13 protein-coding genes are annotated in these 25099 nt (G+C 67.7%); 8 read left to right on the top strand and 5 right to left on the bottom strand.

The genetic code is table 11. The features are described 5' to 3' along the window. The 6 genes from ND486_RS27790 (at position 1) to ND486_RS27765 (ending at position 13287) form a co-directional block, all read left to right on the top strand. A complete protein-coding gene (locus tag ND486_RS27790; protein ID WP_251787270.1) occupies positions 1-2865 on the top strand; it encodes an SNF2-related protein in 2865 nt (954 codons plus the stop codon). Further along, positions 2862-7526: an Eco57I restriction-modification methylase domain-containing protein gene (locus ND486_RS27785; protein WP_251787269.1), complete on the top strand. Its 4665-nt coding sequence runs from the start codon at positions 2862-2864 to the stop codon at positions 7524-7526. The genes ND486_RS27790 and ND486_RS27785 overlap by 4 nt, the downstream gene beginning before the upstream one ends. 26 nt (positions 7527-7552) lie before the next feature. Further along, entirely contained in the window at positions 7553-9349 is a 1797-nt protein-coding gene (locus tag ND486_RS27780; RefSeq protein ID WP_251787268.1) for a DUF262 domain-containing protein, read from the top strand. A 39-nt stretch (positions 9350-9388) separates the two neighbouring features. Next, positions 9389-10060 carry a hypothetical protein gene (locus ND486_RS27775; RefSeq protein ID WP_251787267.1) on the top strand — a complete coding sequence of 224 codons (672 nt, stop codon included), beginning with the start codon at positions 9389-9391 and terminating at the stop codon, positions 10058-10060. Next, the gene (locus ND486_RS27770) at positions 10057-10755 is read left to right on the top strand and encodes a hypothetical protein (protein ID WP_251787266.1); all 699 of its coding nucleotides are present in this window, start codon (positions 10057-10059) and stop codon (positions 10753-10755) included. The genes ND486_RS27775 and ND486_RS27770 overlap by 4 nt, the downstream gene beginning before the upstream one ends. Positions 10756-10827: 72 nt before the next feature. Then, positions 10828-13287: a hypothetical protein gene (locus ND486_RS27765; RefSeq protein ID WP_251787265.1), complete on the top strand. Its 2460-nt coding sequence runs from the start codon at positions 10828-10830 to the stop codon at positions 13285-13287. A gap of 337 nt (positions 13288-13624) precedes the next feature. On the opposite strand, the gene ND486_RS27760 is transcribed toward ND486_RS27765, so the two are convergent. The 3 genes from ND486_RS27760 to ND486_RS27750 all read right to left on the bottom strand — a co-directional run bounded on the left by ND486_RS27760 (position 13625) and on the right by ND486_RS27750 (position 15917). Next, positions 13625-14542, bottom strand: a complete 918-nt coding sequence (locus ND486_RS27760; RefSeq protein WP_251787264.1) for a PASTA domain-containing protein — start codon at positions 14540-14542, stop codon at positions 13625-13627. A gap of 83 nt (positions 14543-14625) precedes the next feature. Further along, positions 14626-15042, bottom strand: coding sequence for a PIN domain-containing protein (locus ND486_RS27755; RefSeq protein ID WP_251787263.1), 417 nt, complete (start codon positions 15040-15042; stop codon positions 14626-14628). Then, the gene (locus ND486_RS27750; RefSeq protein WP_251787262.1) at positions 15039-15917 is read right to left on the bottom strand and encodes a hypothetical protein; all 879 of its coding nucleotides are present in this window, start codon (positions 15915-15917) and stop codon (positions 15039-15041) included. The genes ND486_RS27755 and ND486_RS27750 overlap by 4 nt, the downstream gene beginning before the upstream one ends. A gap of 123 nt (positions 15918-16040) precedes the next feature. Between ND486_RS27750 and ND486_RS27745 the strand changes: the two genes are divergently transcribed. Both ND486_RS27745 and ND486_RS27740 read left to right on the top strand, forming a co-directional pair. Continuing rightward, positions 16041-22199: a DEAD/DEAH box helicase gene (locus ND486_RS27745; RefSeq protein WP_251787261.1), complete on the top strand. Its 6159-nt coding sequence runs from the start codon at positions 16041-16043 to the stop codon at positions 22197-22199. Beyond that, positions 22199-24316, top strand: coding sequence for a 3'-5' exonuclease (locus tag ND486_RS27740; protein ID WP_251787260.1), 2118 nt, complete (start codon positions 22199-22201; stop codon positions 24314-24316). Before ND486_RS27745 ends, ND486_RS27740 begins: the two co-directional genes overlap by 1 nt. Here the strand turns inward: ND486_RS27740 and ND486_RS27735 are convergent. Together ND486_RS27735 and ND486_RS27730 are read right to left on the bottom strand one after the other, a co-directional pair. Beyond that, the gene (locus ND486_RS27735) at positions 24297-24587 is read right to left on the bottom strand and encodes a hypothetical protein (protein WP_251787259.1); all 291 of its coding nucleotides are present in this window, start codon (positions 24585-24587) and stop codon (positions 24297-24299) included. The two genes, ND486_RS27740 and ND486_RS27735, sit on opposite strands and share 20 nt — an antisense overlap. Positions 24588-24687: 100 nt before the next feature. Further along, positions 24688-25029, bottom strand: a complete 342-nt coding sequence (locus tag ND486_RS27730; protein WP_251787258.1) for a hypothetical protein — start codon at positions 25027-25029, stop codon at positions 24688-24690. Between the last annotated feature and the right edge of the window lie 70 nt (positions 25030-25099).

Raw genomic sequence — 25099 nt, 5'->3', positions numbered from 1 at the left:
GTGGCGGCAGCCTTCGCGGCAGGCAGCACGGTTCTGGTACGGGACGAGGAGTGGGTGGTCTCCTCGTGCGAACGCGCAGGAGAGGGCTGGAAGCTCCGCTGTACGGGCAGCTCCGAGCTGGTCCGCGGCGTCACCGCGACCTTCTACGATTCGCTCGACGACGTCATCGCCCTCGATCCCGCCGAGGCCACCCTCGTGCTCGACGACTCCCCGCGTTTCCGGCGCAGCCGCCTCTGGGTCGAGTCCGTGCTTCGCAAGACTCCGGTCCCGCTGCACGAACCGGGCCTGACCGTTAGCGCGGACATGCTGCTCACCCCTCTGGAGTACCAGCGCAAGGCCGTCGCTACCGCGCTCGACGCGAATCGTCTGCGTCCCCGGCTGCTGATCGCCGACGCCGTCGGGTTGGGCAAGACCCTGGAGATCGGCATGATCCTCGCCGAGCTCGCCCGCCGCGGCCGCGCCGAACGGGTCCTCGTCATCACCCCACGGCAGGTCCTCGAGCAGATGCAGTACGAGCTGTGGACCCGCTTCTGCCTGCCGCTCGTCCGCCTGGACTCCGACGGCATCCAGCGCGTCCGCCAGCAGCTCCCGTCGAGCCGGAACCCGTTCACCTACTTCCCCAAGGTGATCGTGTCCGTCGACACCCTCAAGTCAGCTCGCTACCGAGCCCACCTCGAGAACCACGACTGGGACGCCGTCGTGATCGACGAGTCTCACAACGTCACCAATGCCGCCGCCCAACGCAGCGAACTCGCTCGCTTGGTGGCAGGTAAGACGGACGCGCTGATCCTCGCCTCCGCAACCCCACATAACGGCAAGCCGGACTCCTTCGCCGAGCTCATCAACCTGCTCGACCCCACGGCGATCGTCGACCGCGAGCAGTACGACGTGAAGGACATCGAGCACCTGTTCGTGAGGCGGCATCGGCACTCGCCCGACGTCGCACGCGAGGTCGGGCATCTGTGGGCCGAGCGCCCCGAGCCGCAGGTCCTCGCCGTGGCCGCGAATCCGGCCGAGGACGCCGTCGCCACCGAGCTGTCCACCGTCTGGCTGCACCCCGGACCGGGCGGATCCCCCATGACGGGCGGCGGCCGGCAGCTGTTCTCGTGGAACCTGGCAAAGGCGTTCCTCTCCTCCCCTGCTGCGCTGCTCGAGACGGTCGAAGCGCGGCAGAAGGCCATCGCCACCGACCCGAACGCCCACGCCGAATCCGCAGCGCTCACCCGCCTCGCCGAGCTCGCCAGCAACGCGCGTGGATCCGCCAAGCTCGACAAGCTCGTCGAGCACCTCACGTCGATCGGGATCGGCCAGGGCAGCGACACGCGCGTCGTCCTGTTCAGCGAGCGCCTGGCCACGCTCGACTGGCTGCGCGCCCGGTTGCCGAGGCTCCTCGGACTGCCGGACGAGGCCTTCGCCGTGCTGCATGGCAAGCTGCCGGACAAGAAGCAGATGGAGGTCGTCGAGGCCTTCCAGCTCGCGACGACGCCGGTGCGGGTCCTCATCACCGGGGACGTCGCGAGCGAGGGCGTCAACCTGCATAAGCGCTGCCACAACCTCGTGCACGTCGACATCCCGTGGAGCCTCATCCGCATCGAGCAGCGCAACGGACGCATCGACCGCTTCGGCCAGAAGGAAGTGCCGACGATCGTCGCGCTGGCACTCACCACCTCCGACGAGAAATTCAGTGGGGACGTCCGCGTCATCACCCGGCTTCTGGAGAAGGAGCACGCCGCCCACCAGGCCCTCGGCGACGCCGCTTCGCTCCTCCACCTCCACGACGTCGATCTGGAGGAGAGCGCGATCCGCCGCGCCCTGCAGAACGGCACTCCGCTCGACGAGGTCATCCCCGAACCCACAGCGGAGGACGAGTTCGCGGGCGACGACGAGTTCGATGACTTCGACATCTCTTTCCTCACCCACGGGGAGACCACCGCCGAAGCACCGCCCCCTGAGGCCGAGCACAACGGTCTGTTCGATCACGAGGTCGACTTCCTCCGTGAGGCGCTCCACGAGGCCTTCGACGGCAACCCCAGCGGCCACGGCGGGGTGGGTTGGGCCGAGCATCCCGACGAGGGACTCGTCGAGCTCGTCCCGCCGAAGGACCTCCTGGCCCGCCTCGGCGCGCTCCCGCAGAGCTACCTCGCCCAGCGGAAGATCAAGGAGAAGTTGCTCCTGGCCGTCACACGCGAGGCGGGCGAGGACCACCTGCGTCTGGCGACCGAAGGGCGGGTCGGCGAGAAGGGGGACAAGGAGACTCAGTGGCCGCTGGCGCACTTCCTCTCCCCGCTGCATCCCGTCCTGGACTGGGCGGTGGACCGGGCGCTGACCCGGCTGGGCCGCAACCAGGTGCCGGTGGCCACCGCCGCGGTCGACAGGCCGACCGCGATCGTGCTCGGCACGCTGACCAACCAACGCGGGCAGGTGGTGCTGCGCTCCGTCGTCGGCATGCAGTTCCCGCCCGGTGGTGATCCCATCGTGCTCGACGACGCCGAGGCCATCCTGCGGTCAGCGGGCTTCCGCAGCGACGCAGTGAACCCGCAGACTCCGCTGGATCTCAGTGCGTATGCGAGCCACGTCCCGGCCGCGGTGGAACGCATGCGTTCCCACATGGCGTGGCTCAAGCTGCAGCGCGCCGCGATCGTGACCGAGCCTCTTCGGACCGCCGCGCGTGGGGTCGCGCAGTGGCGCAAGGACTCCGAGGCCCTCGCCGAAAAGCTCGACAACCCCCGCCAGGCGGCGCGAGCCCGCCAGCGCATCGCTGATCACGGCACCCAGGCCCAGAAGCTCGTCGAGTCGCTCAGCGCCCGCAAGGAGCCGATGGTGCGCGTTCTGCTCCTGCTCGTCCCGAACGGAGACCCGCGATGAGCGCCTTCGACACGATCGTCGTCGAGAACGACTTCGTCTCCGAGCACTGGCTCGCCGAGCAGTTCCCGGCCACCGTCCGGGCCCGCCGCGCCGAATGGAAGGAGCGGGAGGACCACGCCAAGGTCACCCCGCGAAGCGGCCTGATCTCCCTCGCAGGCGACTTCGGCCGGGACCTGGTCCGCTACCGCGAGGCGGAGTCGCAGCACCACGACCAGCTCGCGCAGAAGAGCCAGAAGCAGATCCAGGCGGAGCGCACGCAGCTGGACGCTCAACTCAACGCGCTCCACCAGGCCATCCGCGCGGCGCTGCTGCTCCCGGCCGAGGAGACCACCTGGATCGGCTCCCGCACCGACACGGAGCTGACCGTGCGGGCCGCCGTTCCGCAGTCACCCGACGGGACTCCCCTGGTCGTCCTCCAAGCCCGAGACGCTGCTGACATCGAGGACCTGCTCAACGCGAACGGCGCCGGTCATCTGCTCACCCCGGCCACCGTCGACGGCGTCGAGGTCAGCGCAACCTCCGAGGTCCTGTCCGGCCTGTTCCACACCGAAGAGAAGCCTGCCCTCATCCTGGTCACCGCGGGGGGCTGGCTCCTGCTCGCCGAACGCGGGACCTGGCCGGAGGGCCGCTACCTCGCGATCGACCTCGCCACCGCCCTCGAACGCCGCGACACCAAGGCGATCGGTGAACTCGAGACGATCGCAGCACTCGTCGGCGCGGAGGGCCTCGTCCCTGACACCGGAGAGGACAAGGCTCGGCTCCTCACCCTGCTGGAGGAGTCGGTCAAGCACGCCGAGGGCGTGTCCAAGGGCCTCCGTGACGGCGTCCGCGAGTCGATCGAGCTCATCGCCTCCGACGTGCTCCACCGGCGCCGCGACAACGGCCTCCCGGACGACGTCGACGGTCTCGCCGCCGACCTCACCCGCCAGAGCCTCCGCTACCTCTACCGAATCCTGTTCCTGCTCTACGCCGAGGCACGTCCTGAGCTCGGCGTGCTTCCGATCAAGACCCCCGAATACTCCGAGGGCTACGGACTCGACCGGCTCCGCGAGCTGGTCCTCACCGAGCTCACCAGCTCCGCCGCTCAGACAGGCACGCATTTCTACCGCTCGCTCGGCGTGCTCTTCCGCCTCGTCAACGACGGCTACCCGCCCGAGACGCTCGGCCCGGACGGCACTCCCGTGTTGGAGCCCGACGACAAGGGTGAGCTCAAGTTCGAGGCCCTCCGCGCCGACCTCTTCAGCCCGAAAGCGACGATGCTGATCGACGAGGTCGGGCTCGGCAACGCCTGCCTGCAGAAGGTCCTCGGCCGCCTGCTGCTGTCGAAGAACCAGCGCGGCCGCGATCGCGGCTTCGTCTCCTACGCCCAGCTCGGCATCAACCAGCTCGGTGCGGTGTACGAGGGCCTCATGTCCTACACCGGCTCCATCGCTCGGGACTACATGGTCGAGGTCGCCAAGGACGGCGACCCGGCCAAGGGCAGCTGGGTCGTCCCCATCTCCAGCACTGAGGGTTTCGACGACAACTGGTTCGTCATGCGAGACGACCCGGACACCGGCGACCGCAACCGGGTCGAGTACGAACCCGGGGACTTCGTCTTCCGACTCTCCGGACGCGACCGCCAGCGCAGCGCCTCGTACTACACCCCCGAGGTCCTCACCCGCTGCGTCGTCACGCATTCGTTGGCCGAGCTCCTCGACCAGAACGACACGACGACGCTCGCCGCGGACATCCTCAAGCTCACGGTCTGCGAGCCCGCCCTCGGCTCCGGGGCCTTCCTCGTCGAGGCCATCAACCAGCTCGCCGACCAGTACCTGACGCGCCGGCAACGGGAGCTCGGCGAGGACATCCCACCCGAGCAGTACGCCGCGGAGAAGCAGAAGGTCAAGGCGTACCTGGCACTGCACAACTGCTACGGCGTCGACCTCAACGCGACCGCCGTCGAGCTCGCGGAGATCACCCTCTGGCTCGACGCCATGCACCCCGGCCTTCGCGCCCCCTGGTTCGGCCTCCACCTCCGGCGCGGCAACTCACTGATCGGCGCACGCCGCGAGACCTACACCCCGGCTCAGGTCGCGAAGAAGGGCTGGCTCAAGACTCCCCCCACTCCCCGCCCGCTCTCCGAGCCGATCGCCGCCACCGAGATCCACCACTTCCTCCTCCCCGCGGCGGGCTGGGGCGCGGTCGCGGACACCAAGGAAGCCAAGGAACTCCGCCCCGAGGAGACCAAGGCCCTCAAGGAGTGGCGCAAGCAGATCACCAGCACGCTCACCAAGGCCGAGGTGCAGAAGTTCCAGGACCTCGGCCGCCGGGTGGAGGCGTTGTGGGCCCTGGCCCGCCGCCGGCTCGAGATCGCCGAGCAAGAGGTCCACCGCGACATCGACGTGTGGGGCGCTGACGACCTGCCGGTCGGCACAGGCGCTGTGCAACGCGAGCAGATCGAGCAGTCCCTTGCCGATCCAGACAGCGCTTACAGTCGCCTCCGCCGCGTCATGGACGCCTGGGCTGCCCTCTGGTTCTGGCCCGTCACGAACGGCGAGACACCACCGACCCGTGAACAATGGCTTAACACCCTCGAAGGTCTCCTCGGCCACACCAGTAAGGCCGAGGTCAAGAAGGGGCGAGGCCTCTTTGCCGAGGATGCCACCTGGGCCGAATTAGACGATGCGGAGCATAACGAGCGATCATTCTCAGGAATGAAATCAATTTCTGAAATGCTCGAACTGCAACCCTGGTTGACAACCAGCGCCACTATAGCCAGCCGGGAAGGCTTCATGCACTGGGAGCTTGACTTTGCCCCAGTATTCGCCGGTAACAGCGGATTCCATCTTCAGGTGGGGAATCCTCCCTGGGTCCGGCCAGATTGGGACGACAGCCTCACCCTGGCAGAGGAAGACGCTTGGTTCGCCCTGACCGACGACTCCTCCGATGACTGCTATAAAAGTCGGCGCCGGAAAGCACTAAGCGAATCTGCGGTCGCATACCTTAGCGAACGAACCTCGGTCGCGGGAACATCGCGCCACCTGGGAGACTCTATCGAGCGACCTCTGCTTTCCGGAACACAGCCAGACCTTTACCGCTGCTTCATGGACAGGACATGGCGAATCGCAGCGCAAACCGGAATCATTGGCCTCATTCACCCAGAATCACACTTCACCGAGAAGAGGGCGGGCAAGATCCGCCGCCAGGCATACCGCCGACTGCGCCGGCATTGGCAGTTCCGAAATGAGCGGAAACTCTTCGAGATCAACAACACCCGATCCTACGGCGTCCAGATCTACGGATCTCCGCGAGATCCCCAGTTCCTCAATGCGGCCAGCCTATACATTCCGGAAACAATTGATCGAAGTTTCACCGACGATGGCTCTCGCCCTGATCCGGGCGTCAAGGATGACCACGACAAGTGGGATGTCAGACCTCACCGTTCGCGGATCGTCTCCGTCAATCTTGACCAGCTCCGCACGTGGGCGCTACTCGACGCCGAGGAGGCCGCGCCTGAAGAGGCCCGGATGCTACGTCCAATAACCGTCGCCAGCCAGAACGTCCTAGACAAGTTGGCAATCGCTCCGCGCTTCGGCTCGATAGAGAGCCGAGCCACCTCAGGCTGGCACGAGAAGCAGAAACGCGACGCGGGATTCTTTGCAAAAGAGTCAGCTGTCCCAGGTTCAGCATCGGACGTGATCCTTCAGGGACCACACATAGCGACTGCAAACCCGTTCTTCCAGAACGGAAACCCATCAATGAAGAGCAATAAGGACTACAGCGAGATTGACCTCGAGCTACTGTCGTCAAAAGCCTACCCGCGGACAAATTATCAGCGAAGAAAGGATTGGCACGAGTTCATAGCCGGCTACCAGCGATGGGACGGCGCGACTACAAACACTTTCTGGCGACTTGCGTGGCGAGGAATGGCTGATCTTGAGATGGTCAGAACACTCAATGCCGCACTACTTCCGCCCGGCCCAACGCACGTACACGGAATTAACTCACTTAGCGCAAGTTCACCTCTAGACCTTGCCATAGCGGCCGGATTCTGGGCGTCACTTCCGGTCGACTTCTTCGTAAAACTGGCGGCAGGATCTGGAATCAGTGAAGCAACATTCTCACAGTTTCCGCACCCACGCAAACATGCACTCATTCCGGATCTTGTCATCCGTGCACTTCGCCTCAACTGCCTCACTGAGGATTACGCTCCTCTGTGGCAAGAGCTCTTCGACGAGGTGTGGCGGCTAGACCGCTGGACAGCCACCGGAATGCCGACGCCGGAGGTGGGCGACGTGAACGAGTCGTGGAGCATGCGAACTCCGCTCCGGCGGGACCAGGAGCGCCGGCAGGCTCTCGTCGAGATCGACGCTCTTGCAGCCGTCATGCTCGACATCACCGCCGAGGAGCTCTGCGCGATTTACCGGACCCAGTTCGGTGTGCTTCGCAAATACGAGCGCGTGTTGCAGTTCGACGCGAACGGTCGTCAGGTGCCGAAGGAGGTCGTCAAGGAGTACGAGAAGCACGGCTCCCGCGCCGACCTCGGCCGCTACGAGTTGCCGTTCACTGGTGTCGATCGCGAAGCTGAGATGACCGTCGCGCACGAGGAGTTCAGCCGCCGCGCCATTGAGCGCAGCACCGCCACCACCGTCAATGAGACCGGGAGTGTTCAAGGATGAAGGCGGACACTCTCAGCCTGAGGCAGTTGTTCAGCAAGGACATCCGCTACGTCGTCCCCAGGTTCCAGCGCTCGTATGTCTGGAACCAGGAGGATCAGTGGGAGCCCCTTTGGGACGACGTCCGGAACACCGCCGAGCGCTACCTGGAGTTCCTCGACGAGCTGGGCGGCGACATCGCCGATCACGGCGCGAAAGCGGCAGAGCAGGTCGAACGACACTTCATGGGTGCGGTCGTGCTGCAACAGCGCCCCAACGCGGTCGCGGAGCTGGAGACCCGCGACGTCATCGACGGTCAGCAGCGTCTGACCACCATGCAGCTTCTCGCCGATGCAGCCCAGCAGGTCACTGAAGAGGACGGATTCGTCCAGGAGTCGAAGCGGCTACGCCGCATCGTGATCAACCGCGACGTCGAGGGTGACGACGAGTTCAAGCTCTGGCCCACCCAGCTCGACCGCGATGCGTTCCGCGCGGCCATGCGCAACGGTGACGAGGATCTGGCATTCGTGGGCTCGGCAGTGGCTCAGGCTCACGCCTTCTTCCGTCTCCAGATTCGGGAGTGGATCGCTGCCGCCGACAGTCCGAATGAGCGCACCCGCCTCGTCCATGGTCTTGAGACAACCCTGTTCTCGCTCCTGCAGCTCGTCGTGATCGACCTGTCGACGACGGACGATGCGACTGTCATTTTCGAGACCCTGAACGCTCGCGGCACACCTCTGCGCGAGTCCGATCTGATCAAGAATTACGTCCTGCAGGGAGCGACGGCTGCGGGGCAGAGCGCGGACGCGCTGCACGATGAGCAATGGGCTCGGCTGGAGGACGACTGGTGGCGGGAGGACGTTCGCCAAGGTCGTCTCTACCGCCCCCGTCTGGACACCTTCCTCGGCCACTGGCTCGTCATGCGGACCGCTTCCGAAGTCCAGGCACAGAACTTGTTCGATCGCTTCCGCAAGTACGTCCAGGACGGCGAGCAGGAGGTCGCGGGTGTCGTCGCCGACGTCGTCAACGTCGGGACGAGCTACCGGATGCTGGAGAGCCCGGCCGCCGACAAGGACTTGGAGCGCTTCCTCTACCGCTGGAAGGTCATCGACGCTGGCGTAGCCACGCCGGTGCTGCTCTGGCTGTACTCCCAGCCGGGGATCACGCCTGAGACACGTGTGCGCGCGTGGACGGCGATCGAGAGCTTCCTCGTGCGCCGCATGGTCTGCCGCCTCACCACGAAGGACTACAACCGCGTCTTCATCGACCTTGTCGGGCGTCTGAAGGACGATCCGACACTGGAGAACGACGCGATCGTCGCCTACTTGGCGAGCCAGGAGGCTGACGCTCGCCAATGGCCCGACGACCGCCAGCTGCAGACGGCATTCACTGAGCTGCCGTTGTACCGGCTACTCACCCTCGGCCGACTGCGGATGGTTCTGGAGGCGATCGAGGAGTCGCTTCGGACGCCGTACACGGAGTCCACCGAGGTCCCGAAGAAGCTGACGATCGAGCACATCCTCCCTCGGGCGTGGACGACGCATTGGGCGCCCCCGGCGGGCGACGACGCGCAGGAGGCGACGTCCCAGCGCAGCCGCTTGCTGCACAGCATCGGCAACCTCACCCTGATCACCGGGAAGCTCAACACCAGCCAGTCCAACGGACCGTGGGAGAAGAAGCGCGTCACGCTCGACCAGCACTCGATCCTCCACCTCAACAAGCAGCTCCTGACCGAGTACGGCGGCCAGGACTGGGATGAGGCAAGCATTCGTGCCCGCGGCATCGACCTGGCACAGCGGGCGAGCAGAATCTGGCCGTCGGCATCCGCGATGTCGGCGAAGGGCTGAGTCGAAGTGTCTGCCGGGTGGCCCGCGAGTCGGTTCGTCGTGGCGCAGTCCTGGTGGATCGCGAGCCAGCTTGTTCGGCGTCACCCAAGGCTAGCGATCATCGAGACGAAGCCCGATTTCACGGCGCAGGACAACCTGGCACTCATCGACAGCGTCGTGGCGCCGTCCTCGCGCGGAGCCGTGCTGGAGATCGACCGCAACGGCTCGCTCGGCCGATCGTCCGAGCCGGAGCTCCCGTCGATGACGTGGCGCGAGGTCTTCGAGGCGGGTGATCCTTTCGAGCCGCTCACGCGGCTCGAGGCGACCGCAGGCCTCGCCTCCCCGGCTGGAAATCCGCGGTCCGGTCGGAAGGCAGTCGCCTACCGGCTCATTGCCCGTCTGCTCTCCACGACGCTCAACGACCGGCGCCCTCTCCAGGTCAGGAGCGGCTACCTCCAGACCTTCCAGCTGGGGTCCGGCTGTTGGCCTGAGCTGAGGCACTTTCCGGACGTCGCCGCGGCACTGGACGACGTGCGCACCGACGACGTCGACGGCCAGCCCGGCTACCGCTTCTGGATGCTGGAGCACGACCACCGTCTCGTCGCGGTGCTCGACACCGATGCGCGCCTCTACTACGCCGACGAGACCTCGACCGACGTCTACAAGCGCTATCGACGCACAGGCTCGCTGACGAGGACGCTCGGCGACACACTCGGGCAGTTCCTCGGATGAGCGAGCCGGCGCGCAGATTCGTCATCGCGCAGTCGTGGTGGATCGCGAGCGAGATCGTCCGGCGGAACCCGGCTCTCCTGCTCATCGAGACGCATCCGGGCGGCGGCCAGTACGACTGCCTCAGCCTCATCCGCCGGATGCCGTCAGCGACGACCACCCTTATCGACCTGAACCGAACTGGCCGTGCGCATGTGCACGTCGCCGACGACTTCAAGCCGATCCCGTGGACGGAGGCAATCGCGGCATCGGGCGGTCACGATGTCGTGCACTCGCTAGAACGAGCTGCAGGGCTCAACCCGCCGGCGAAGGCTCCGTCAACTGGCCCGCGCGCCTTGACCTTCCGGGTCATCGCCCGAGTGCTCGCCTCACTCGTCGACGATCGCCACGAGTGGGACGCCCGCAACGGGCAGCTCGACTCGTCCGGAATGGACGCGACGGAAACCCACCGACCCGAGCTCTTGCGGTTCCCGACCGTCGTCGAGGCGCTCCGCGACAAGCGGCCTGACGATCTCTTCGGTCGCCCCGGATATCGCTTCTGGACGCTGCTGCGAGACGCGGACCCAGTCGCCGTCCTCGACACCGACGGTCGCCTCCACCTGCCGGATCAGCCCCCGAGCGAGCTACTTCCGGCGTACAAGCGGACGCGCTCGCTCACAGCTGTCATCGGCGAGACACTCGGCCACGTCCTTCCCTGACGCGAAGTCCATACGACACGCCCACGTCACCCAGTAGAGCGTCGGATCCCACCTGCACTACGTTGAGTAATCGTGCAGGTACTGGGGGGCACCTCTGTGGAGGTACTGAGTGAAGTCACGCTGTCGGAACTCCACCATCTGGTCAGCAAGGAGATAGCGACCGGGAACGAGTCAGACAAGCAGGAGGGTCGCAGGCGGCTCCTCAAGGCGGTCGAGGACTGCGTCGCGGCGGCGGCTACAGAAGGCGACGCTGCGGGTGCTCTTCTCCACGAACGGTCTTGGCGGATCGTGGAGGTTCGAGTCGAAGGAATCGGCGGAATCGCCTCGCTCGATCCGCCTGCTCTGACTCTCTCCCCCATACCTGGGATCACCGTCATTCGAGGCTCGAACGGGCAAGGCAAGACGAGCCTTGCACGAGGCATCGACTGCGCACTGCGCGGCAACGCCGACCTGACGACAGGTACGACGAACACGCTCTGGGCCGCCGAACTACTCACGGAGGGCGCCGGCTCGGGGACGGTCGGCCTCACGCTCGCCAGCGGTGCGTCTCGGCTCGTGATCGAGGTGGACTTCGCAGCCGGGACCGACACGCCGACCGTCACCGGCCGGCTCACCGACGGCGATGCCGAGCCACAGCTGATCGAGCTCGACGGCTCATGGAGGCAGGCTCTAGAAAGTACCCGAGCGCACTACAGCTACGACGCCATCCAAAGTCGGCTCATCGAGAGCAAGGCGCTTCAGGTCTTCCTCGAAGAGCTTCTCGTCCTCGGCCCGGAGTGGCAGCGCGTGCGGGATGTCGTCGACAGCCGCGCGGAGCGCGCGACGGCAGCGCAGAAGGTCTTCGAGAAGGCGGTCAAGGATGCGCGGGCAGCAGAAGCCCGGCTCGCCGCCAAGTACGAGACCCCCGGCGAGGGCGCAGCTCGACCCGCCGCCGTCAGTTGGCCCCGGGCCCAAGACGCAGCCGACATCGACTCGTGGCTGCAGGCCACCGGTCTCTCGGTGACGGAGCCACAGCCGGTGATCACCGTAGGGGTCGACCACGAAGATCGGCTCGCGTCGATCCGAGGTCGTCTGTATGCAGCGGATGAGCGACTCGCGTCGGCCGAGTACACGATAGAGAGCCCGGGCATGGCCGCGGCGCTCCATCACCTGGACCAACTCCTCGACATCGGAGAGTTGGACTCCACGGTCTGCCCGCTTTGTGGGTCGTCCACGGACTGGCGCGGACATCTCCGGCGGTTCACCAGTGGTCTCCTGGAGCGCGCCGCGGCCGCGCAGGAGGTCCTCGACTCAGTGACGGAGCTGCGGGACTGGGCCGAGTCGGAGCTGACACCGCTTCTCGACGCCGGGGTGCACGGTGGACCCGATGAAGAGACCGCTGCGTTGAGGGCCGCGGTCGCGCGCGGATGCCACGCCCACTCCGACGCGCATGTTGCCGGGCGGGCCCTCCTCCAACGGCTCAGCTCGGACGATTACCGGCAGTGGCTCGACAGCCTGCGGGCAGCGACGAACACCGCGGCCAGGTGGCGTTCCGACCTCGCCGCCGTCGTTCACGGGTTCGCCGCGGCTGTACGCGGGACGACTGCGGACGCCGCCGACGCCGTCATCTGGAAGAAGGCTCAGGAGACTCTGAACGACCTGCAGGTCGCACTTCGCCAGGAGCGGCAGGACGCGGTGACTGCACGCCTCAACGATGCACTCGCCCGTCTCTTGCCCGATGCCGGCGTCGAGCTACCGGCCATCCAGCATCAGGGCGGGGTCAAACAGCAGCGCGGGGTGAAGGTCGACCTGATGATGGGCGGCCGAGACGCCACCCTCGGGATGCTGAGCAGCGGCCAACGGAACGCGTTGCTGCTCACGCCGCTGCTGGTGCACGACGTACCCGGGCCCTTCGGGTTCCTCATCGTCGACGACCCCGTCCACGCCCTCGACGACACTCGCGTCGATCTTCTTGCGCGCGAGCTCGCCAGACTCGCAGAGACCCGTCAAGTGATCGCGCTGACCCATGATCCTCGGCTCGAGGAACATCTGCGCGCCCGACATCCGGACATGAGCGTCGTCGAGCTCCAGCGCGATGCGGTGACACGAACGGTCTCGTGGACGACGCACACCCTGCCGTGGCAGTCGTTGCTCACCGACGCACGCGAGATCCGGAAACTGGCGACGAGCACCGAATGGAGCTACTCGGAGGATCTGCACTCCGTCGTCGCCGGGTTGTGCCGGGCCGCGGTCGACGGCGCCCTACGGCAGGCAGTCATCTCGTGTGCGGTCACCCGTGGCGAGGACGTCACCGCGTCGTTGTCCGACCTCGGGTCGTGGCACACCACGAGAGAGAGGATCGCGCACGCCACAGCCTTGGCCGGCGGCGAGGACCGCCTGCCTGTCCTGGACCGCTCGCGGCGCGGGCACCTGACGTTCTGGAACAAGGGCGCTCACGGCCAACTTCCACCCGACGCTGACTTGGAGTCGACCATTGCGGCCGCCGAAGCCGCGTGTCAGGAGTTGGCGGACCACGACTGGACGAGGCTCTGAATGCGCGACTCGGTACGACGGCGGATCCGAGTCATGGTCGTCCGGAGGCGCCTCGAAGAGACGGCCGCCTCCCTCGTCGAGGCGGCCATCGGCACACGACCTGGATCCCACAGCGTCGTCGCACGCCGGCTCATGCTTCTCCCCGCCCATGCGCCCGACGACCGCTGGTCAGATCTCTGTGGCCTCGCGCGTCGCGCCTCCAGGGTCTACGAGCTGACCTCGGCGGTCCTCCACAGCAACCGCGCCTTCGGCGACGTTCCGGAGCACCTGGTCCAGGAGTGGGAGCAGACCGCCGCCGAAGCCGCGGACGCCGTGCAAGACCGGACTCGGCGCGAGCTCACGCACGCTCCCAGTCCCCGCAGTTCTGCGAGGTGAAGCTCCCATCGCTTGCACGGATCGTCACCGTCACCGCGGTGCCGTGCGTGATGAACTTGTTCGCGATGATGTCGCCGCCCGCCGAGGTGCGCTCCCAGTAGCAGTCGTCCGCGGTCCCGGTCAGGCGGAAGGTCCCAGGGGCCACGGAGCCCAACTGCCGTCCGATCTCATAAGTTCCGTCATCGAAGCCGGTCTCGCCGGACTTCGCAAGGTCGAGTGCTGGGACGAACTCGGGGCACATCATCGGCAGGACGATCTCGTAGGCACGGAGCTCGTCGCCGCCTTGAGCGCCGAAGTGACGGGACAACCACAGCTCGGGAGCGATGCTTCCCGATCGCAATGTGCCGCAGGCGTCCTTCGCCAGGTTGTAGCCGCTGTCGTAGTAGTTCGAGGGCAAGGTGAGCCCGGCCGCCTTCACGGCATCGTTGATCGCGGCCTCCTGGGGATCCACCGCGGGAGCGGTTGTCGTGGCGACGGCCGGTGCGCCTGCCACCCGCCACACCTGGATCTTGACCAGGTCCGAGTGCGACTTCACCGGGCTTCCCGCGGCGGGCACGGTGCCGGAGACGACCCAGTACTCGGGGTGGTTCTGCTCGGGAACGTTCGTGCCGGACGGAGCAGGAGGCGCCAGCTCGAGCCCGACGAGCTTGAAGCCTCGGCCCTCCAGGATGTCGCGGGCGTCATTCATGGGCAGGCCCGTGAGTCCGTCCGGAACGGTGGGGCCTGCTGGCTTCACCGGGGCAGCCGCACACGCTGCCAGGGCGGCGATCAACAGCACCACCAGCGCAGCTGTGCGGGCGAGCTTGGGAGTCGGGTCGAGCCTCATGATGTCTCCGACGGGCGAGCGGCAGGTCGTGTCAACCCCGGGATCGCCCAGCATGGAGCACCTCGTTACGCCGAATCATCAGTTCTGCTGACCGTTCAGCCCAACGCTCTTACGCTGAAAGGCGGACAAGAAGGCAGTCAGAGCAGGCTCAGGCGCGGAGCTCCGGCGTAGATGCCGTCGAGGGCGATCAGTGGCCTGGCCAACGCGACCGCCGTCGCTGCGACCCATCGGTCCGCGCCGTGCACCTTCTGTCCGAGCGCGTGGCCTCGAGAGGTGCACTCGACCCGCAGCTCGACATAAGCATTGACGACGTCGTCGGTCACCGGCACCGTCAGGGTGGAGCGGAGGATGCGATGCAGGCGCTCCGTCCGCGCCTCGCCCCAGCTACGGAGGCCCGGCCAGGCCAGCAGCTCTGCACGGGTCTGGGTCGCGATGATCGGAACCCGGCCGACGAGCCGGTCGCTGAGTTCGCGGGACGCGCGGTTCAGCACGAACAAGTGGCTGAACGCGTCGGTGTCGATGACCACCGCCGTCGCCGGGACCTCGGAGGTCACCTGCCGATCAGCTCCAGGAAGGCGGCGACCTCGTCCTCATCCACGCCCTCGACGCCACCGGTCAAGGGCGTCCGCGAGAAGTCCATGCCGTCGAGCGACGGCGCCGTCCAGCTCGGCATCTGCAGGCGCTCAACAGTGGCGTCGACCAGACTGACCACCTGCCCACGAGCGCCGAGCACTGCCTCGCCGGTCGCCGTGACCTGACCACCGACCAGCCGAGCGGCCTCGTCCACGTTCGCCACGGTGTCCAGCTGAACGTCGTTCCCGAACGCGTCCCGAATACGAAGCCGTCCTCGACGGAGATCGACGAGATCCAGATCGCCCGACACGGACACGTCGGCGCGGCGGTCCGGTTCCGGAACACGAAGATCCGCCCAGACTTCACGCGATACCGACGCCGCAGCGAACTGGATCGGCGGCCCCACCTGACGGGGCAGTGAGAAGGCGCAGGTGGTCGAGATCGCCTGCAGGGCATCAAGCACGGACACGGTCGCCTGCCCCAGCTGCGGCGTCACCCACCCGGGTGCCTCGTCACGAGCGGCCCCGCCGAAGATCTCCATCATCGCGTTGAGGCTTCGGTGCTCCAGCCCCTCGCCCAACACCCCGTCCTCGCCGATCTTCGCCTGGAGGATCGTGCTCCCCTGCGCGATCCCTCGGAACTTCAGCGTGGTAGCCCGTTCGACTGCCGAAGGGGACCGTCCGGGGCCGACGACGCCGGCCAGATGGCGCCCGACCCGCGTCGCGAGCGCCTGAAGGGCTTCAGCCAGATCCGCGAGGCCCGCGAACGTGATCTCACCGTCGGACAGGCCGGTGCCGGACAGCCGTACTTCCCACTCGTCCACGACCGACACCTCCCCCATAGCGATCTCGAACACGAGACGATGAGGATATCGCCGAACCACGACATTCCGTTGCCGCACACGATCGGGTTCCCCGGTGGAGTGCTCGCGATCACTGCTACTACCGTGAGTCACTCTGCACGTCGAGGGGGGACTTGAGTGCTGCCGTCTTTGGTCGCCGAGGACCTGCGTGCGTCGTTGACGAGCTTCCTGGGCACCACCTTCGCCCTCGCGGACGACGAGGTGCGGGCGGAGCTCGAGCGATTCATCGCGAACCCTCAGGACGGCGTGTTCCGCGGCCCGTACGTGCGACTGCGCACCCCGTTCCGGCCCGCTGACGACGAGTGGCGGCGCTTCGTCGACTGGGCACCGACGGGCTTCCACCCGCACAAGCACCAGGCCGAGGCGTGGATTCGGCTGTCGTCGAAAGAGCAGCTGCCGCAGCCGACGCTCGTGACCACCGGGACCGGCTCCGGCAAGACCGAGAGCTTCCTGATCCCCCTGCTCGACCACTGCCGCCGCGAACGACAGAAGGGCCGCCGCGGGATCAAGGCTCTCGTCCTCTACCCGATGAACGCCCTGGCCAACGACCAGGCTCGACGCATCGCGAAGCTCGTCCACGGCCACCGCGAGCAGCTCGGCGACCTGTCGGTGGGGCTCTACACGGGCGACTCCGGGACGGGAACCGTGATGACCGAGACGACGGTCATCGAGGACAAGCACCACATGCGGAAGAACCCGCCGGACGTGCTGCTCACGAACTACAAGATGCTGGACATGTTGCTGCTCCGCAGCGAGGACCAGCCGCTGTTCGCGGAGTCCGCCGACTCTCTGCGCTACCTCGTGCTCGACGAATTCCACACCTACGACGGCGCGCAGGGCACAGACGTCGCGATGTTGCTGCGCAGGCTCGGAATGAGCCTCGGGGTCACGACGGACGAGCAGCCGCTCGGCGCGATCACGCCGGTGGCCACGTCGGCGACCCTCGGCAGCGGAGCGCAAGCCGGGCCTTCTCTACGCAAGTTCGCCCACACCGTGTTCGGTTCGGAGTTCGACGAGTCCTCTCTGGTCGGGGAGGACCGGCTGACCGTCGACGAGTGGGCGGTCTCTCCAACGACGGGCACCGTGCCGCTGCTGGACCGCGTGACGAAGGCGCTCACGAGCGCGGGTTCTCACCGGGAGCAGGTCCGCGAGGGGATTCGGCTCTTCTTGGTCGACACCGAGAACCGCGAGGATCCTCGGATCGACGCTCTGCTCGACGACGCTCAGGCGCTCGGGCGTCAGCTGGCCGCTCACCCCCTGACCCGGACACTGCTCACACGGTGCACGCTGCCGGTACCGCTGACGGCACTCGCGACGGACGCGGAGCCGAGCTGGGGCGCCGGGACCCCGCAGCGGCAGGCGGCGGCCCGCCATGCCGTTGCGCTGTATCTCGCGCTGCTCTCGCGAGCCCGAAGCGCGGGCGGGCGACCGCTGCTCACCGTCGACGTCCAGCTTTGGCTGCGCGAGGTGAGCAGGCTCCTCCGCCAGCTGAGCCGATCGCCACGGTTCCACTGGTTCGAGGGCGCGCCGCCCGAGGACGGCGAACGCTCACTCCCCTCGATCTACTGCCGCCACTGTGGCCGCTCCGGCTGGGGTGTCATCGCCACAGCGGGCGGTGGGAACGCTACGTCGCCGAACGCGGTGTGGCGCAAGTCCGTGTCGGACAACAGCTCCCAGCGCGCGTGGATCTTCGCTCCCGGGGAGGCTCAGCAGGACTCGCCGCTCGTGCGCTGGGTCGATCCGGACAACGCGGACTTCGTCCCCGGGCCGTCGGGAAAGCACAGCAACGAGGTGCCGGTGCTCGTCACTCCGGACGCCGAGGCGGCGAAGGAACAGCGCTGCCCCGCGTGCGGGCACGACGATGCGATCCGATTCCTGGGGTCACGGGTGGCCACGCTCGCGTCGGCCACCCTCGGGCAGCTGTTCGGGAGCCCGGATGTCGCCCCTGCCGAGAAGAAGACGCTGGTCTTCACCGACAGCGTCCAGGACGCCTCGCACCGGGCGACGTTCGTCGAGAACCGTGCCTATGCGCTGAACCTGCGGGCCCTGCTCCACCGGGCCATCGGACCCGCGGGCAGTTCGCTCGACCACCTCGGCGTAGCAGTCGAGGCCGCGGCCGCGAACCCGGCTGAGCGCTTCGCGATGCTCCCGCCGGATCTCCGCCTGCACGAGACCTTCGCCCAGTACTGGACGGACGACCCGAGCGACCGGGTCCGAGAGGCGGTCACCAGGCGAATGGGCTTCGCAGCGACGCTGGAGTTCGGGCTGGCTCCGCCCTCCGCACGAACGCTGGAGCGGACTGGCGCGGCGACTGCGCAGGTCGTCGTACCCGATCTCGACGCCGCGGTGCGCGCCGCGCTCGATGCCGCGGCAAGACAGGACACCCAACTCACCCTCGATGGCCGGCCGCCGGAGGCGACTCGCGCATGGGCTCGTGGCGTCCTCGAACGAATGCGGTCGCAGGGGGCCATCGCCCACGAGTGGTTCCGCACCTACGCCGAGACGGACGACCGCTACCCCATCTGGGGCGGACGACCGCACCGCCAGGGAATGCCGGCGTTCCCCGGTAAGGGCAGGGACCGGCCGGGCCGCCCCGCGCCCGCCTACCCGACGAGTGCGCGCACGTCGAAGAACCTGGACCTGATCCTCGGACCGCGCAGTTGGTACACGGCGTGGACGGCGAAGGTCCTGAAGGTCCCGACCTTCGATGCCCACAAGTACGTGTTGGCGCTCCTCAAGGCGCTCACCGCGGACGGCGTCCTGACAACCCTCGGCGGCGTCGGTGGCTCCACCGTCTGGCAGATCCCACCGGAGAACGTGTGGGTCGAGCGCACCGACGGTGTCCCGGACCGCCTGCGCTGCACCGTGTGTTCGACGATCCTCCCCGGCCCCGAGACAGTCCTGGCCGAGCTGGCCGGGGCACTGTGCATGCAGGACCAGTGCACGGGCACCTACCGCTGCGAGCACGCCGACCTCGACTACTACCGCGACCTCTACCGCGGCGAGGAGGTCCGGCGGATCATCGCGCGCGAGCACACATCGCTGCTCAAGGCGAAGGAGCGCGTCGAGCTCGAGAACAGGTTCAAGGCGGGCGCCTCGCCGGACGCCCCGAACGTGCTGACCTGCACGCCGACGCTCGAGCTGGGCATCGACATCGGGGACCTGTCCACGGTGGCGTTGACGTCGTTGCCGCGGTCCACGGCGTCCTACCTGCAGCGGGTCGGTCGCGCGGGCCGACTGACCGGCAACGCACTCGTCGTCTCCCTGCTCCCTGCCCGGCCCCTGGAATTGCAGCGACTCGCCCAGCCGCTATCGATGATCGCGGGCGAGGTCGTGCCGCCTGCGTGCTACCTCGACGCGACCGAGATCCTGCGCCGCCAGTACCTGGCGTCGCTCGTAGACCGACGCGCCCGCGGCGGTCACCCGACGACGCGGCTCGCCAAACAGGTTTTCCGCGACGGGCTGGCGCCGACATCCTGGCTCGGCACCCTCGTCGCAGACGCACGCGGCCATGCCGCCGAGTACATCGACGAGTTCCTGCGCGGTTTCGGCGACGAGGTCTCCAAAGACAGCGCCCAGGCTCTGCGGGAGTGGGCGGGCGATGGCAGCCCCGAGGGCGAGCCGCCGGCGATGGAGCGGGCGGTCGAGGCGGCGGTGACGGCCTGGATCGCCGAGGGCGACGAGCTCGCCGGACGCGTCACGCTGCTGAAGGCCGAGATCGAGGCGATGGAGGCCCGCCCGTCACTGGACGACGCGGGCAAGCGCGAGCTGCGCCGACTGAACGGCGAGATCGCGGTCGCGCGAGCCACCAGCCGAGAACGCGACCGGATGTACTGGATCTCCGCGCTCGAGGCGAAGGGGCTGCTGCCCAACTACGCGCTGCTCGACGACACCACCCGACTCGACGTCGGGCTCTGGTGGACCGACGAGGAGACCGGCGCAAGTCAGACCTCGGAGGAGCAGTACATCCGCGGCAGCAGGACGGCGCTCGGCGAGCTCGCTCCAGGCGCGGTGTTCTACGTCCGTGGCACGGCTGTCCAGATCGATGGACTGGACCTCGGCACGAGCCGCAACCCGGCCACGATCCGGCGTCGATTCTGCCCCGCGTGCGGGTGGTCCCGTCCGCTCGACGGCGCACCGGCCGGATCGTGCCCGCGCTGCGGCGCGGTCGCTGCTGCTGACGCCGGTCAGGTGCTCACCACGTTGCCCTTCCGCGGCGCCTCGGCCTACACCTCCCGCGAGAGCGCGATGCGTGAGGACGACATCGAGGACCGGCGGAAGACGCGCTTCGAGATCGTCGCCACCGTCGACGCTGAGCCCGACGCCATCGCAGCGGCGTGGCAGCTCACCGACTACCCCTTCGGCGTCGAGGTGCTGCGCACCGCCGACATCCGCTGGGTCAATCTGGGCCCGGCCGAACGCGGCGGCAGCACGCTGCACGTCGCCGGCAACGAGGTGGCTGCACCACTGTTTCAGGCCTGCCGACACTGCGGCGTCGTCCCCGCAGCTCAGCGGGTCGATGCCGCACGAGCCCGGCACCGTGGTTGGTGCCGACAGCGGAAGGAGCCCGACGAGCAGGGCTGGGTGACCGTCGCGCTCACGCACGACCTCCGGACCCAGGCGGTCCGGCTCCTCGTGCCGCCGATCGTCGTGGCGGACGCGATCGTGCGGACGTCCTTCCGCGCCGCGCTGCTGCTCGGGCTCCGTCAGGTGCTGGGCGGCGAGCCCGAGCACCTCGACGTCGTCGAGGCTGCGGATCCTGTGCCCGGCAGCGGCGAGCGCTGGGTCATGGTGCTCCACGATCTTGTCCCCGGCGGCACCGGTTACTTGGGACGATTCGCGGAGCCCGATCAGGTCCGCGATCTCCTGGCTGCCGCACTCGACGTCCTCCAGACGTGCGAGTGCCGCACGGAGGGTCTGGCGGCCTGCCACCGCTGTCTGCTCCCCCACGTTCCGCCGCACATGGCGGCGGATGCCCGCAGGGAGTCGGCGATCAGCCTGATCACGGAGATCTTCCAGCAGTGGAGCCCGGAGCCGATCGAGACGCTCAGGGACATCGTCGTCGGGCCGCACGACACCCCCATCGAACGTCGCTTCCGCCAGCTGCTCGTCCGCTGGGCGAAGAGTCGTAGCGCGGCGGTGACCCTCACCGCTACGGGCGTCGGCGATGCCGCCGAGATCCGGTTCCCGCAATCCCTGGGCGGGCAGGTCTGGCGTGCCACCCCGCAGGTCGCGCTCGGTGGGGTGCAGCCGGACTTCGTCCTGGAGTGCGGCGACCGGACCGTGCCGCACGTAGCGGTGTTCTGCGACGGGCAGAAGTTCCACTCCTCCACCGACCACAACCGGGTCGCCGACGACGCCGAGAAGCGCGCCGACCTCCGCGCCAAGGGTTACCTCGTGTGGGCGGTGACCCATCAAGACCTCGACGCGTTCACCGACGTGCTCGACGGCGTCGCGCCCGAGCCCGTCGCCTGGATCGACCCCCGCTACCGCCAGGGGGCGCTGAGCACGTTCGAGAAGCACCCCCCACCGGGCAGCGTCCACATACGCGAGCTCCTCGTCGACCCGCTCTCCCTGCTGACGGCGTTCGTCCTACGGCCCTCGCTGACCGAGTGGCGGCCTGCCGCCCATGCTCTGGCACTCACGTACGCGCTCGGCGGCGAAGGGCTCGTCAAGACGACGCCGGACGCCGTGCCGGACCTTCTGCAAGCTGCAGTCACCGGAACCGCCGCGACTGCCCTCCCCGGAGACCTCGGCGTCGTGACCAAGCAGACTGTGCAGGGTGCAGCTCTCGTCTTGGAGCGGCGGAGCAAGGCCGACATCCGGGCCTGGCTGAGTGTCGACGATCGCGACGGTGTCGTCGGAAGTGACAGCCAGGTCGCCGCATGGCGGGACTGGCTGGCACTCGGCAATGTCCTGCAGTTCCTCGAGGCCGGACGCTTCCAGGCCCACAGTCTCTCCACCATTGAGTCGGCGCCCGCGGCCCCGGACACCGCAGTGGTGCCCGCGTGGCAGGAGATCGCAGAGACCTTCGATGGCAGCCCGAAGGAACTCGTCCTGCATCTTGCAGTCCGCGGTCTGCCGCTGCCCATCGCGGGCTTTGAGGTCGACGGCGGCGACCTCGTCATCGACCTCGCGTGGCCCGATCACCGGGTCGCCGTCCACTTTGACGAGGACGACGAGCTCGCCGCCTGGCTCGACGAGAACGACTGGACGCAGGCGGAGCCGGACGGGGACCCCGTCGCCACCGCGCTGGGTACCGAGGGAGGCCGCTGATGGGCGTCATCATGTCCAAGGAGTTCCATAAGGCGATCGATGTCGACGGCTCGATCAAGGCCAAGGCCTGGGACTTCGTTACGAAGCTCAACCAGAACGCCGACCTCACCGGGCTGGACCTCAAGATCCCGAAGAACCCGGCGGACAAAAGAGTCCGCACGGCGCGCGTGGACTTGAGCTATCGCGCAGTGTTGTTCGCCGTTTCCGACGACCCCGAGCCGATGTGGGTCCTCGCCGCCATCCGCACCCATGACGAGGCCTACGAGGAGGCGCAGAACCTCGTCCTCGACATCAACCCGGCCAACGGCGCGATGGAGGTGCTCCGGCCGAAGGCGATCATCAAGCGCGTCGAGGAATTTCGCGCCAAGCCGACCACGCCGGACGCGCACCAGGTCCTGCCGTTCAAGCCCGCTGAACTCGTCGCGCTCGGGATCAACGCCGAGGTGGCGGAGGAGGCCGTACATGCCGCGACGGACGACGACCTGCTCGTCCTCGCCGGCGATCTCCCCGAGTGGCAACAGCAGGTCCTGCTCGATCTGGCCACCGGCACCTCGCTCGACCAGGTACGCACCATCTACGACCTCGACCGTCCCGCGGACGCCGACCCCGTCGCCGCAGCGCAGCGCCCGACAAGCCGCATGCAGTTCGTCTACCTGCAGACGGACGACGAGCTGCGGCGCATGCTCGAAGGCGACTTCGCCGCGTGGCGGACCTACCTCCACCCGACCCAGCGGGCCGTCGCCTACCGCCCGACCTACAACGGCCCCTACCGGCTGGCCGGCGGCGCCGGCACCGGCAAGACCGTGGTCGCCCTACACCGCGCCGCGTTCCTCGCGCGACCGCAGGACGTGCAAGTGCTGCTGTGCACGTTCACACGCAACCTCGCGGCGAACCTGCAGGCGGACATCCATGGTCTGCTCTCCGCGGACGAACTGTCCCGTGTCGAGGTAGGCGGTGTGGATCAGATCGTGCGCTCTGTCGTCCACGCCGTCGACGGGCCGCCCGGGCAAATACTCGGGGAACGAGATCGCGAGTCGCTGTGGGAGGAGTCCGTCGCCGGCAGCGGTGTGCCCGCGGACATCGCGGAGACCCTCACCCCGACCTTCCTCGATGGCGAGTACCGGGCCGTGGTTCTCGCACTGCCCGCACACACGCGAGACGCGTATTTCAAGGCGCGGCGGACCGGACGCGGGATCCGCCTCAACCGGGTCCAGCGCGCCGCCGTCTGGCGAGTCGTCGAGTCCTTCGAGCGCGGCTTGGCGAGTCAAGGCCGGACGACCTTCGAGCGACTCGCGGTCCGCGCTGCGGAGATCCTCGCGGATCCCGCGACGCGCGAGAAGGCACCGACCTTCGACCACGTCGTCGTCGACGAGGGCCAGGACCTGCACGCCGGGCACTGGCGGGTGCTGCGTGGCCTCGTCTCGCCGGGGCCGAATGATCTGTTCATCGCGGAGGACGGCCACCAGCGCATCTACGGCGAGCGGATCGTGCTGGGGCACTACGGAATCGAGACTCGCGGCCGTTCCCGACGGCTCACCCTCAACTACCGCACCACTCGCCAGAACCTCGCTTTCGCCCTCGGCGTCATCGGGAACGAGCCGGTGGTCGATCTGGAGGGCGACGACGAGTCGGTTGCCGGATACCGCTCCCTCTACGGCGGCCCGACCCCCCAGCTTCGGGGCTTCGCCTCTGAGGACGACGAGGTCATGCACGTCGTCACGACGATCAAGGCGTGGCTCGCCGCTGATGTCTCCGCCCCGACGATCGCCGTGCTGGCTCGACGAACGCGCGAGCAGGAACGCGCACGCATTGCGCTCAAGGAGGCTGGGATCCCCGTCGAGCTCCTTCAGCGAGACGGCCCCGGCAACGACGACGCCGTCAAGGTCTCCTCGATGCATCGTGCAAAAGGCACGGAGTACGAGCGTGTCATCGTGATCGGCGCCGCCGAGGGCGTGGTCCCCCTCGACTTCGTTTTCGAGGGCAAGCCGGAGTCAGAACACGGCGCGATCCGCGGTCGGGAGCGCTCGCTGTTCTACGTCGCCTGCAGCCGAGCTCGGGAGCAGTTGCTGGTCACGTGGTCGGGCAAGCCCAGCCCGTTCATCCCTCAACTCGCTTAAGAGCCGCCATCACAACGTCCGCATCATCATCGAACCCGATCGGGCTGCGAAGATCGTTCTCCTCGTCGTCAGTCTGCACGAGATAGTTGACGGCAACGATCAGGGCTGCTCGCTGCTCAGCGTCGTACGTCGACCAGGAGCCGAGGGCCGCCCTGAGTCGGCTGTGCAGCTGCTCGGCGAGCTCAAGGTCGACGAACTCATTGTCTTCTGCCGCAGCTCGAACCTGCGCGAGGTGATCACGAAGGCACAACTGAATTCGCTCGACGTCCACGATCAGAAGCAGATCACGAAAGAGAACGTAGACCCTCCGCAACACGCGCCATACGCGGACTGGTAACAGCGAGGCAAGGAAGATCGGCGGAGTGGACGCGTCACCAGGTTTCGAGGTGCTGGTTGGGCCGCGTCACTCGCGAACGGGTCCGTTCAATGCGGCTGCCATCTTGTGCAGGCGCCACCCGATCACCCCGGTCCAGCGCCAACCCCAGCCTCATCGCCTCGTCGACCAGCCCCGGCCGATGTCCGATCGCGCCGGCGATGGCGTGCACGAGATCGGTAACGCTGCGGACGACGTAGTTGGGTGGGGTGATCCAGATCTGGGGGCCATCAGAATCAGACGCGTCATTACGGGTCAGCTGGGCGTAGTAGATGTCGTGATCGCGACCCCAGGTGCTGAGGTCTTCCCACCCCTGGAGGTGGAAGGCGTAGATGCTCATGATCGTCGTCCTGCTCGGTCGTCGGTGCGGTGGGCGTGGAGGACGCGGTCCGCGGTGCGGGATCGCTGTA

Source organism: Pseudonocardia sp. DR1-2, from assembly GCF_023717215.1.
In the GTDB taxonomy this organism is placed as follows: Bacteria; Actinomycetota; Actinomycetes; order Mycobacteriales; family Pseudonocardiaceae; genus Pseudonocardia; species Pseudonocardia alni.
Note: the sequence above shows the minus strand (reverse complement) of the source record. Positions and strands in the feature narration are given on the sequence as shown.

Coding starts and splice junctions, on each gene's coding strand:
- ND486_RS27730 (WP_251787258.1), bottom strand. CDS start 25,029: ATGAGCATCTACGCCTTCCACCTCCAGGGGTGGGAAGACCTCAGCACC.
- ND486_RS27785 (WP_251787269.1), top strand. CDS start 2,862: ATGAGCGCCTTCGACACGATCGTCGTCGAGAACGACTTCGTCTCCGAG.
- ND486_RS27770 (WP_251787266.1), top strand. CDS start 10,057: ATGAGCGAGCCGGCGCGCAGATTCGTCATCGCGCAGTCGTGGTGGATC.
- ND486_RS27740 (WP_251787260.1), top strand. CDS start 22,199: ATGGGCGTCATCATGTCCAAGGAGTTCCATAAGGCGATCGATGTCGAC.
- ND486_RS27760 (WP_251787264.1), bottom strand. CDS start 14,542: ATGCTGGGCGATCCCGGGGTTGACACGACCTGCCGCTCGCCCGTCGGA.